We start from the raw sequence: 11,661 nt of genomic DNA, 5'->3' as shown, positions 1-11,661 counted from the left end.
TTATTCCAGCAGCGTCTAAGTCCTTACTATTCACAAGTTGATAACGAAAACAATTATCACTAACATTGTTGTACATTATCTAGGAACCCCAAGATTCCCTTGCTCGGTTAGCTGGATGAATAATAAGGAGAGTAATAATGTCACACACATTCCCAGAACTGCCGTACGCATACGACGCACTGGAGCCGTACATCGATGCTAAAACCATGGAAGTGCACTACAGCAAGCACCACCGTACGTACTTTGACAAGTTCACGGCAGCCATCAAAGGTTCTGATCTAGAAAACCAATCTCTGGAAACTATCTTTGATTCAATCTCTAGCCAGGCTCCAGCGGTTCGCAACAACGGCGGCGGTTACTACAACCACGTTGTTTACTGGAACTGCATGGCTCCAAACGCTGGCGGTGAACCACAAGGCGATCTAGGTGCGGCTATCACTGAAACATTTGGCAGCTTCGAAGCATTCAAAGAAGCATTCGCTCAAGCCGCTATCAACACCTTCGGTTCAGGCTTTGCGTGGCTGATCGTTAAAGATGGCAAACTAGTGATCACGTCAACAAGCAACCAAGACAACCCACTAATGGACGTTGCAGCAGATCGTGGTGAACCAGTACTGGCACTAGACGTGTGGGAACACGCTTACTACATCAGCTACCAAAACCGTCGCCCTGAGTACATCGATGCTTGGTGGAACGTGGTTAACTGGGATGCAGTTGCACAAAACTACGCAGCAGCACTAGCTAAGTAATATTGCACGTCAGGCGACATACCGCCTTACAGTATTGAAAGAGTAAGCACCTTGCTTGCTCTTTTTTCTTACCCCATAATGCCTTTCACTCAATTTATTCATAAGATTTGTTATGCTGGATATCGTTTTATTTGAGCCAGAGATCGCGCCGAATACGGGCAACATCATCCGCTTATCCGCCAACTGTGGTTCCAACCTTCATTTGATTGAACCGTTAGGATTTGATTTCGAAGAAAAGAAAGTCAGACGTGCCGGCTTGGATTACCACGATCTGGCGCGTGTGAAACGCCACGCCAACATGGACGCCTTTATTGAATACATGGATGCGCAAGGCAAAGACTACCGCCTGTTTGCGTGCACCACTAAAACCACAGGGCATCACGTCGATGCCAAATTTCAGGAAGGCGATGTATTAATATTCGGACCTGAATCGCGTGGTTTACCCGCAGAATTCATTGAAAGCTTGCCAATGGAGCAACGCATTCGCATTCCAATGATGCCAGACAGCCGCAGCTTAAACCTCTCCAATGCCGTTGCCATCATCGCGTTTGAAGCATGGCGTCAAATGGGCTTTGAAGGTGCAATCTAAACTGGTGAAGTGATAGCAATACCCGCTTTCAAAGTAACTTATCAAAGATTTTTAGATACAGGCGAATCCATAAAAATTGCGATAACCGCCTGTGCAAGAAAGATAGCTAAGATTCTAAATTCAACGCCGAAAGATGGCGCTTGTATGTGAAAGCCATTCATGGTGGCCAAACCAAACGCCCCGATAGATTACTTATGACTGCTGGCGAAAATAAGCGACGCAGGAGCATAAGCCACTGCGTAACGCCTTAAGCACTAGATTCACCGCGAGCTAAAATGCCTCGCGTTGTTTGTCGGTTTGAAGACTTTATTAGTTACCGAGCTATATTATTGACCAAGGATTATATCCCATTGACTCTATAGCGGGCGCTATTACGTCAGCTAAAAACTCTTTCTCTTCCGTATCAAAAGAATCCCACGGTAATTCATCAACTAAGCTTTGTACCTTTTCCAATTTAGACGGGGTATCTAATTCGGAGTTCTCATTAATTTTCTTTAAATTTTCTAAAAAGTTAACCGTAACCCTTTCCAACCGTTTAATTACATGTTCGGGAGATGGTACTAACCCACGCTGCTCCCACAACGGTAAAGCATAATTATCTTTTTGAATTAGATCATCGATTTTCAGACTACTCCCCTGAGCAAAACAGCTAAAGCTTAGTAATGATATAGAAATATAAATCAGTAAATTCTTCATAGGAAACTTACGCTTTTCCAAGGTGTGAGCAGCGCAATACCTTAAACACATAAACCGGCGAATAGCAAAAATGCCATGCGTTGCGAATCAATCTTAAGCAACTTGTTATACCGCTTGGCTGAAGCTAAAATGACCAGAATAAAGACCACTTGAGAGACCTATTTTATGACCACTAGAATTTTAGCCGATGTTGCTGCAAGCATTACTGAGTTGAAAGCTAACCCTATGAAAGTTGCAACTAGTGCTTATGGCGAACCTGTTGCTGTATTAAACCGAAATGAGCCAGCATTTTATTGCGTACCTGCCGAAGCGTACGAAATGATGGTGGACAAACTCGAAGATCTTGAACTACTAGCTATAGCTAAAGAGCGTGAATCTGAAGAGAGCATTTCGGTAAATATTGATGACCTATAAACTCGACTTTAAAAAGAGCGCGCTCAAAGAGTGGAAAAAGCTTGGCTCTACTCTGCAACAACAATTTAAGAAAAAGCTAATCGAGCGCTTAGATAACCCACATGTTCCGGCTTCAAAGCTTTCTGGAGCTGACAACATGTATAAAATTAAGTTGCGTCAATCGGGCTACCGTCTCGTCTACAAAGTTGAAGACGATGTCATCATTGTAACCGTCTTAGCAGTCGGGAAGCGCGAACGTAGCGATGTTTACCGTAAAGCCATGAAAAGGTTAGATGATTGATTACAGTATAACGCTCAACTAAGGGGTGAGCAGCACAATACCGAAGTTGCCGCATATCACCTTAATCACTTAACCAACGCATAGTTACAATGCCAAGCGTTGTGAATCACTCTTAAATTGATTGTATGGATAATCTTTCCTGAATTCGGGTAATGTGAGACCCAGGCTTTAGCTGCAACTAAAGCTTTCTATGGGGTAGTTCGATTGAAGCTAGGCTCCTCTGTCGAGAGACCGATAACAAACATGAACACCACATAGGACTCCAAGCACAAACCTCGAATAGTCGACTAGGTCTCGAACCCGTATTTCGCAAGCAAGAGTTAGCTTATTATGAATACCAACACACTTCAAAGCATTAATATCGGCGTTGATACTGGCAAGGCGCAACTCGATATTTTTGTACGACCACTTAATCTCTTTTTCACTGTCTCAAACAACGACAAAGGCATCAAAGACGCCATCAAAATTATAAAGAAACACTCACCTGAACGTATCGTTATTGAAGCAACCGGACGCCTAGAAATGCCCTTTGTCCTGGCATGTGCAGAAGCCAAATTACCGATTGTTCGTGCCAATCCCATCCACATTAAACGCTTTGCAGGAGCCATTGGTCGAAGAGCTAAGAACGACCGATTAGATGCTGAGCTTATCGCTCATTACGCAGAAGCAATCAAGCCCGACATCTCCATCATAAAAGCAGAAAACATACGTTCAATGAGTGACTTAGTCATACGTCGCAATCAGCTACTCTCTATGCAAACAATGGAGAAGAATCGAATTCAGGTATTGCCCAAATCTCTGCATTCGACCATCAAGCCAATGTTAACCGCCATGAAAAAACAGATTTCAAACATCGAGGATAAGCTGGTTAAACTCATCGAATCATGTCCAGACTATCAGACCAAAAACGACATCCTGCAAAGTGTTCTTGGCATTGGAAATATCGCATCAGCATCAATCATCAGCAACGTTCCCGAGCTGGGTTACATCACCAACAAACAAGCGGCATCCCTCATTGGTGTTGCACCTATTACTCGAGAAAGTGGGCATTACAAAGGCAAGCGGGTGATTCAAGGAGGAAGGGCGCAAGTTCGTACCGTTCTATATATGGCGATGATGTCTGCTATGCAGTGTAACCCTGTTTTCAAAGCGACTTATACGCGCCTCGTTCAATCAGGAAAACCGAAGAAAGTCGCTATCATCGCCTGCGTTCGTAAGATTGTTGTCATCTTAAACTCAATGCTAAGAGATGGCGTCATGTGGGATGAAAATATAGCTAAAAATTAGCTATTGACGCCATAGTCGTTTGTTATGTCACTTATGCTCTAACGCCTTCATATAAGACAATTTTTTCCCATCATTATCATACATTCCTATCCAAACGTGATAAAAAGCGGAGAAAACTAACCCAATAACAAAAACCCACATTTGAATCGCATAGAATGAATCACTGAGTTCTAAGTTTGGCGTTCTCATAGCTATCAACGAATAACCAAGCATTATTGACGACACAACCATCCCTAGAACTCCAATAGCTAAGGTTCTCACCATTTTTACATCATAACCTTCAAATCTTTTGTAAAAGTTTAATTTCTTTTTGGTTAAATCACCGAACACTACAACTGATATAAACATCCACTCTGGTATTTTATATATATCATCACCATCAACCGGCAATACTTTAAAAGTGATAAAATACACAATTAACGGCAATAATATAAATGCTGAAATTTCAATCAACCAAGCAAACAGCAAATTCCAAATTTCAATTTTTTTATTCATAATTCCTCATTCTTTGCGTAGTGACATAACGCCGCGTTAAGTAGTGAGCAACGCCACCACGAAACCTAACCATACCACCTTAAAAACAAAACCCAACGATGGAATGAAAAATGCCATGCGTTGGGAATCTGTCTTAAACGCTTTGTTAGCAATATTTACGCACCAAACCTAGACGCGACCTCAATTTTCTTAACCAAATATGGTAACGCACCATTACCACCTTCCCATTCAAACTGTGACAAAATAGATAAGATCCTGTTTGCTCGTCGTTTTTGTAGATCTGTCGAATCTTCTGACTCTGATAATAATACGTACTTGCCAGTTATCTCTGAACCAATATAACTGTCACTATGACTAGCAACTATATAGGCTTCAAGTAATGCCCCGTAATTTTTTTGTAGCAAGCTTTGTTTGCTATCTTTGTCTTCTAGCCAATTAAGGAAAGACTCTGGTGTTATTTCATTGAAAATGAATTTTTTGTAAACCTCCGGCTCTTTGACCTTAAGGACAATTAGCAAACAAAGAAAAACAGGAAATAGCTTATAGTTTTCTGGAGTTGTACGAATTGATAAACTTAGCAGAGAGCAACAGTGTTCTTGCTCCCTCAATGTTAAGTCAAAAACCTCAAAGAGCTCAGTAAACATGCTTAATGCCTGTTGCCCTTCATTACGAGTTTCGTTTCCTGTTTTTGAAGAAAAGTAGCTGTTGAAAGCATATTTTTCAAAAAGAGCCCTAACAAATATGCCCTTTTCTGGTGGCGCTAACAGGTAATCGAAATCAATAAATCGCCTTAAGTAGCCATTGACATTAATCTCTGAACCATAAATGGCTTTAATTGCGTACCCTAACTGGACTTTATCTGCTCCAAGTACAAATATGATATTAGGCACATTAAAAAAGTGTTTAGCTTTCTCTAATAGCTCTATGGCATAATTTGGACGACACCTATCAAGCTCATCAATTATGAACACTAATGGCTTATCTCCGTTGCAAGAAACATTCTTTGCAAAGTCAGATAAATGTTCACGAAATACCTTGAGGGTCTTCTTAGCATTTTCATATTTGTCGATTTGATCACTAGCCACAGACTCTGCAAATGAACTTAAAGCCTGTTCTGTAATTTTATCTAAATCTAAAGCTCCTGCGGTTGCTACTTTTGTAGCTACTGGTAAAGAGCGCTTGACCAAGCCTAAACCAACCTTTTTAGCTTTTTCATAGTACTCAGAAATTGTACTATCACTTGTATTTATGCTGAGGGACTCAATTGATGTACCAATTTCACCAATAAGAGAAACAAATGCATCATCTGTAAAGTCGTTTTCCCAAGCATTAAAGTATATTGTTGGTATCTCTCTATTCTTTAGATGCTGTTCCCACATCCTAAGGAAAGTAGTTTTTCCTTGTCCCCACGGTGCATCCAAGCAGAGGACCATCGGGTCACTTGACGATAGAATAAATTCTGAAAGTATTTCAGCATTCTCCTTTCTATTCAGCTCATCATTAAAGAAAGGATCTGACTGTAAAACTTCGACTTCTCTTACCTTTAATATCACGAAAACTCCTTTATATTGCTAACGCCTGCAATAAGGTGTGCCCCACCGAACCAACCAAGCACACCGAACTTCATACCAAAACCGCCGAGTGTAACGCATCACCTTGATTGCCTTGTTAAACGGCATTTATTATGAACTACTCACCATCAGGAGCATTTTCACGTAGCTCAACTTCGAGCTTCTCTAAATGAACCTCATCGATGAGACCACGATGACCTTCAACTAAACCTGTATAAAATTCATGTACATCAGGGTCACCGATAATCCAGTTGATCTGCTGGTTAGTTAAAGCCGCTTCACATAACTCATTTACTTGAGCCTTGTTAAACTCTGCAAATTTTGAAACTCGTTCAATTCGAGCATGTGTTGAGGAAAAGCTACCACTTGCAACTAACTCTTTTATAGCTAATTCTTTTTCCAATTCACTAGCAAGCTTGATATCTGGATAATGGTCTTTAAAAAATTGAGATAAGCGACGGTAGAAAACCACTTCTGCTTTCTTGTTATCTTTCCACTCATCACTTAAAAAATCTTTTAGTTTGTTTTCATCAAGCACAGAATAATAATCTTTATCATCCGCAACCAAATACAACTTTTGCTCAATTGGAACTTTAGCAAGTAAACCTTCCCAATTTATAGAGTCACCGAGGGAATTATCTTTACCAGGAGGGTTTCCTACACTCATTCTGAATCTTGCTTTCTCAACAAGTTCAGTGGTTGTTTCTATTACTGTTGCTTTTGAGAAGAGTTCAGCTATCTGTTGATCTGCTTTTAACTTTCTTTCAGTAACATCATCAGTAACTTTTTTAATTAACCCTGATATTGCCTTATCGTATGTTTTTAATAATTCACTTATCTCAGGGTACTCAGGATAATCTTTGCATATTTGAGGGAATTGACGTTTCTGCTTTTGCTCTTTTAGTTTTTTGATTGCATCAGAAATTTTGTTCTCTCGATTGCGGTAAAACTCATCTTTAATTTGTTTTGGCAACCAAAGCTTAACCTCTCCCTTCTCTAGTAAAACAGTAAGTTTATGTAATTCTTCCAAATCATCATTAGACAGATGATAAAAGGATAAAAACACATTTGTATCTATAAACAGATTCATATTAGTCTAACCACCTAACTTTATTATTTATGCCGTTTAACGCCTTGCTAAGGTGCGGCTAAACCACGAAACCTGAGCAAAACCACCTTAATCACTAAACTCAACCAAACCAAAAATGCCAAAGGTTAGCCGTCACTCTTAAGCAATTTGTTATGTATATTTCACAACCATTCGGAGGCGCTTACTGTGGAAATGTCATTCTTCTTCGCCCTAGCTGCAAACTTTTGATCATTTGTGACAAGTATAAGTTCTTTGTTCTTTGCTACCTCGCCAATTAACGCATCTTTCCACGGAGTATTTTTAGTAGCATTACCAAGCAAAGATTTACACTCATCTCCAACCTCATCTCGCCATGGTTGCTCATCATCCCATTTTAAGTCATCAAGCCATATGCCAGAGTCCAATACTAGTTTTTCAAGAGATAGTTTAGATACCAACTCTTCTAGAGCAGAACGACGGGTTACATTAGGAATGTTTGAAATTTCGCTGAGCTGAACATTTGTAATATACAGTTCGCCTTTTGCCTTTACATTATTTACAGAAACACCATTGTCCAGTATGTAATCAAAGACATTACTATCTAAAATGTACTTCATTGTTTCTCCTATATACATAACGCTGCGTTAAGTAGTGAGCAACGCCCCCCTACCTAAACCATTGTGCCGTAAACACTAAATTCAAAGCAAACCAAAAATGCCGAGCGTTGCGAATCTGTTTTAAACGCTTTGTTATATTTTGTTATCGAGCCATTCAAAGAAGTCTGCTTTTATTTCTTTTCTTTGATACTCCAACCACGAAAAGTAAATTGTTTTATAGTAATGAAAACCTAATCCAAATCTGGTTTTAGTGCCCGCCATTTCAGGGTTGTTGTCTAATAATTTTTCGCAACATTCTATTGAGTTGTTACAAGCTGATTCACTTAATACCAACCCATGTGGTAGTTCGTGCAAGGCGAAGTCCAACGTATCGAGATGGTGTAACAGAAGCAATTTTTTTGCTTCTAAATTATTTGGATTTAACACTAAAACTTTTTCGAGCAAGAGCTGTGGCTTATGGGTAATTTCTGCGTCAAGGATTTTACAAACACCATTAAAGCCCTGTGCTTTATATGCCCATAACAGATACACTTCATTATTTAGTGATATTTCTCTTGACCATTGGGAAAGAACTTTTTCTAAAATCTTAGGATGCTGAATTGGAATCTCACTGCATCTACGATCAAAATATTCTGTGCATAATTCATGAATTTCTAATTTTAATAACTCACCAGAAAGAGACTCGAACTGAGCGATATTTTTATCGAGCAATGGCTTCCAAAATTTCTTAACACCATTTTTTCTTGCAACCAGATAATCTTCCCATGCAATATGCATAAGTTCCCTCTTAAAATATAACGCCCTGTTAAGGTGTGAGCAACGCAATACTGAAGCTCCCGCATACCACCTTAACCACTAAACCTAACGCATAATAAAAATGCCACGCGTTGCGAATCACTCTTAAACAGTTTGTTATGTGCGCGGCTAAGTGATTCTCATATCTTTTCTGAACGATGCATCACCGTATAGTGAGTGCCCAGTTTTGTACATTAATCTGGGATTATCACATTACCGTAAAGGTCTTGATTTGTAAGTTGATTCACTTTTTCTAACAAGCTTGCCACCTTAAAATAGGCTGAAGTGTTATCTGCCTTTTTATATGCTAAATCCATGCATCTCGACCTAAGATCTGAAGAGACAACTTTCAGCGCCTCAACTACTTCGGCGTTACTCGGACTCTTTTCTAGGTATTTTTTCCCAACGAAGTAGGCTTTCTCGTACTGTTTTTTCTTCGCTAAGTTCATTATCTCTTCTGCTGACATGAATACATTATTCCTATAAGCACATAACGCCCTGTTAAGGTGTGAGCAACGCAATATCGATGCCGCCGTATGCCACCTTAAACACAAAAAGCAACGCATGATAAAAATGCCACGCGTTGCGAATCACTCTTAAACAGTTTGTTATGTTTCAGGTAGCATTCCATGTATAAAAAAAGCACCTAAAAAGGTGCTTTTTTTGCGGAACTTTATACTAGATCAGCCCTAACTCTTGAAGCTCTTTAACTGTGTTAACAGCACGAGACAATGAGGTCTTAGCAGCAAACTCCCCACTACCAGTACGTAGTGGTGGTGTGATAATTTTTCGAACAGCATGAGGAGCACTAGAGCTAACAGCTTTAACTGCACTCGCACTTAGCTGATTTTCATGGTACATAAATAACTCCTCAATACGCTCTTTTAAAGTGGTCTTATAAAGCTCAGTCAAAGCCACTAAGTTGCTAATGTTTTGAGTAGAGCCTTTCCACTCAACTTTTGTAATACTGCCACCTGAATATAGCATATCTTTATGAAAAGCATAATACATTGCCCCCAAAATATTACACCCTTTCGCACTAAGAAATGGTTTCTTATGGCTGTAATAATAGAAATCAGCCGCGTGTTTGCCACCTGTGCCCTGATAAAACAAATCTATCGGAAAACTTGGTTGCTGAGCCGATGACGTCTTTATCACTCCGGTGGGGAAGCATAAAATTGTTGATTCATAACTAAACTGGTCTTCAGGCTTAAAATTACTGTTCAGGTTATTAAGTCGGAGGTTGTTTTCTATATACTCATTTGGTGAAAGAGCCTTAGACAACAAAGCTTGGTGAAGGACAATAGGGAGCTCATCCCCTGCATACACACCAATAACATCACTTCTATTGAGAAACTTTGTGACTGTATGAGATACAAGTTCTATTCCTAGCTTTGACGTCCACTTACTATCCACAGCGAAAAACATCTCCGGTTTGATAAGTACGGTAGTCATGTATTTGTTATAGCTAAAATTTTCTCCATAATACAATAAATTCCACAACGCGTAAAAGAACATTCCCACTTTATAGCATGACGCCCCTAAAAACACTGGAGCATAACGCCGCGTTAAGTGGTGAACAACGCGACCACAAAACCTAATAATTACACCTTAAGCACCGCAACCAATTTGAACTAAAACTGCCAAGCGTTGAGAGTCCGCCTTAAACGCCTTGTTAGGTGCGTAGCCAAAGTTGATAAAAGTCTGTTTCGTTGTGTTTGGGGTTCTTGCGCACAAACTCCCAACCATTGCGCTTATAGAATTTAAGAGCACGATGGTTAGTCCGACTTACTGAAAGTATTGCTCGCAAACAACCTGCTTTACTCAAAGTGCTAACAATATATTCCTGCACTTTTGGAGCAAGACCTAATCCACGAAAATTTGGCTTTAAGTAAATGAGATGTACATAGCCAGTTTCGGATTCAGATGAAAAGCTCCGAAACTCTAACTGCCCTGCGAACTGACCATCCACAAATATATGAATGTAGAACCATCCTTATTCCGCTAGCCGATTAAGGACTCGTTCACGGTAACCACTGATAAATTCATCGAAACCATCGTAATGCCCAAAGCTACAAAGTTACGCATCTTTTCTCGCAGCTACGCATAATGCGAAATCATCAATGTTTATCTGCCGAAAAGTAATGTCCATACTTACCTTTTCCTTCAAGCACCTAACACTTACATTTGGTGCGCCACGACCAAGCCGCAGCACACACTGAATTTTTAAACCAAAACCGCCAGACTTTTTTGCGTCGCCAACATGAGCTTGTTAGACCTTGGCTCACAACCCAAAGCGGCTTGACCGCACCACCAAGATGCCTAAAACATGTAATTAACTCAATGATTAGTGATGACTTTTGCTGTGGCGCTCGAAACATAAAACTACACGAAAGGTGGATTGGCAACGAGCTAAAGAAGGCGAGAAGCTTTCAACAGTTGCGACACCAAAAAGCACTAACTAAAAAATGGGGTATAACGCCAGCTTAAACCGCAGACAACGCACAAACCAAGCCGTTGCATTACGCCTTAAATACTAAAATTACTGCAAACCAAAAGTGCCACGCGTTGTTTGTCGGTTTGAAGCTTTTGTTATGCGTATTACTGAATTTTTGATTCCCCATTAACAATCCAATAAACAAGCTCACTAGGAATCAGATCCCAAAAGTCACCGGAACTTGCAGACCAATTTTTAGGTACATAGTTTTCAAAGACACCACTAGGCTCTGGAAAGAGGTTTATAAGTGTTCTCGTATCAATATCCACGTATACCGAAGGACGCATTTCCAATATAGATTCATCTATAGAAAGTGGAGGATAAACATCGATTAATTCACGTAACTCTTGGGTAGTAACTTTAAACTCGCGAATTTCGCTTAGTAAGCTTTTTCCATTACCATCAATTAAATCTTCTAGTAACTTGATATCTTTTTGTTCGGCTGGAACCCCAAATGCACTAGCAAATGAGACCCTATCTAAGAACCATATATCTTTGTCTGTAACATACCAAGAGCCTTTTCCTTGAAACAAAACAAACACAATAATATTTTCGGAGTACTTGGGATATAAATTCATAACCACCTTTCGCATAACACTTAC

At 39.9% G+C, this 11,661-nt stretch carries 14 protein-coding genes and 1 pseudogene; 5 read left to right on the top strand and 10 right to left on the bottom strand.

The window, feature by feature from the left end; translation table 11 throughout:
- The first annotated feature begins 137 nt into the window (after positions 1-137).
- Positions 138-749, top strand: a complete 612-nt coding sequence (locus tag QMG91_RS01255; protein ID WP_022551764.1) for a superoxide dismutase — start codon at positions 138-140, stop codon at positions 747-749.
- A gap of 112 nt (positions 750-861) precedes the next feature.
- Complete coding sequence (locus QMG91_RS01250; protein ID WP_281828364.1) at positions 862-1,338, top strand: tRNA (cytidine(34)-2'-O)-methyltransferase; 477 nt, start codon at positions 862-864, stop codon at positions 1,336-1,338.
- Between the two features lie 321 nt (positions 1,339-1,659).
- On the opposite strand, the gene QMG91_RS01245 is transcribed toward QMG91_RS01250, so the two are convergent.
- Positions 1,660-2,034, bottom strand: coding sequence for a hypothetical protein (locus tag QMG91_RS01245; protein WP_281828362.1), 375 nt, complete (start codon positions 2,032-2,034; stop codon positions 1,660-1,662).
- 165 nt (positions 2,035-2,199) lie between these two features.
- Between QMG91_RS01245 and QMG91_RS01235 the strand changes: the two genes are divergently transcribed.
- The 3 genes from QMG91_RS01235 to QMG91_RS01225 all read left to right on the top strand — a co-directional run bounded on the left by QMG91_RS01235 (position 2,200) and on the right by QMG91_RS01225 (position 4,015).
- Positions 2,200-2,448, top strand: a complete 249-nt coding sequence (locus tag QMG91_RS01235; protein WP_022551768.1) for a type II toxin-antitoxin system Phd/YefM family antitoxin — start codon at positions 2,200-2,202, stop codon at positions 2,446-2,448.
- A complete protein-coding gene (locus QMG91_RS01230; protein ID WP_005377002.1) occupies positions 2,438-2,728 on the top strand; it encodes a type II toxin-antitoxin system RelE family toxin in 291 nt (96 codons plus the stop codon). Before QMG91_RS01235 ends, QMG91_RS01230 begins: the two co-directional genes overlap by 11 nt.
- A 330-nt stretch (positions 2,729-3,058) precedes the next feature.
- A complete protein-coding gene (locus tag QMG91_RS01225) occupies positions 3,059-4,015 on the top strand; it encodes an IS110 family RNA-guided transposase (RefSeq protein ID WP_281828324.1) in 957 nt (318 codons plus the stop codon).
- A gap of 27 nt (positions 4,016-4,042) precedes the next feature.
- On the opposite strand, the gene QMG91_RS01220 is transcribed toward QMG91_RS01225, so the two are convergent.
- From QMG91_RS01220 to QMG91_RS01170, 9 genes and pseudogenes are all read right to left on the bottom strand, one after another.
- Positions 4,043-4,510: a hypothetical protein gene (locus QMG91_RS01220; protein WP_281870121.1), complete on the bottom strand. Its 468-nt coding sequence runs from the start codon at positions 4,508-4,510 to the stop codon at positions 4,043-4,045.
- Between the two features lie 155 nt (positions 4,511-4,665).
- Positions 4,666-6,063 carry a KAP family P-loop NTPase fold protein gene (locus tag QMG91_RS01215; RefSeq protein WP_281828320.1) on the bottom strand — a complete coding sequence of 466 codons (1,398 nt, stop codon included), beginning with the start codon at positions 6,061-6,063 and terminating at the stop codon, positions 4,666-4,668.
- A gap of 136 nt (positions 6,064-6,199) precedes the next feature.
- Complete coding sequence (locus QMG91_RS01210) at positions 6,200-7,171, bottom strand: PIN domain-containing protein (RefSeq protein WP_281828318.1); 972 nt, start codon at positions 7,169-7,171, stop codon at positions 6,200-6,202.
- A 161-nt stretch (positions 7,172-7,332) separates the two neighbouring features.
- Entirely contained in the window at positions 7,333-7,767 is a 435-nt protein-coding gene (locus tag QMG91_RS01205; protein ID WP_281828316.1) for a type II toxin-antitoxin system VapC family toxin, read from the bottom strand.
- A 132-nt stretch (positions 7,768-7,899) separates the two neighbouring features.
- Positions 7,900-8,544: a hypothetical protein gene (locus tag QMG91_RS01200; RefSeq protein ID WP_281828314.1), complete on the bottom strand. Its 645-nt coding sequence runs from the start codon at positions 8,542-8,544 to the stop codon at positions 7,900-7,902.
- 212 nt (positions 8,545-8,756) lie between these two features.
- Entirely contained in the window at positions 8,757-9,029 is a 273-nt protein-coding gene (locus tag QMG91_RS01190) for a hypothetical protein (RefSeq protein ID WP_045132854.1), read from the bottom strand.
- Between the two features lie 211 nt (positions 9,030-9,240).
- On the bottom strand, positions 9,241-10,017 hold the full coding sequence (locus QMG91_RS01180) for a hypothetical protein (protein ID WP_281828308.1): 777 nt from the start codon (positions 10,015-10,017) through the stop codon (positions 9,241-9,243).
- A gap of 220 nt (positions 10,018-10,237) precedes the next feature.
- Positions 10,238-10,714, bottom strand: a pseudogene (locus QMG91_RS01175) (N-acetyltransferase family protein).
- A 449-nt stretch (positions 10,715-11,163) separates the two neighbouring features.
- The gene (locus QMG91_RS01170) at positions 11,164-11,637 is read right to left on the bottom strand and encodes a hypothetical protein (protein ID WP_281828306.1); all 474 of its coding nucleotides are present in this window, start codon (positions 11,635-11,637) and stop codon (positions 11,164-11,166) included.
- Between the last annotated feature and the right edge of the window lie 24 nt (positions 11,638-11,661).

The sequence above is a fragment of the Vibrio nigripulchritudo genome (assembly GCF_027924785.1).
GTDB lineage: Bacteria > Pseudomonadota > Gammaproteobacteria > Enterobacterales > Vibrionaceae > Vibrio > Vibrio nigripulchritudo.
The sequence above is the reverse complement of the archived record's forward strand: the minus strand, read 5'-3'. Positions and strand labels throughout refer to the sequence as shown.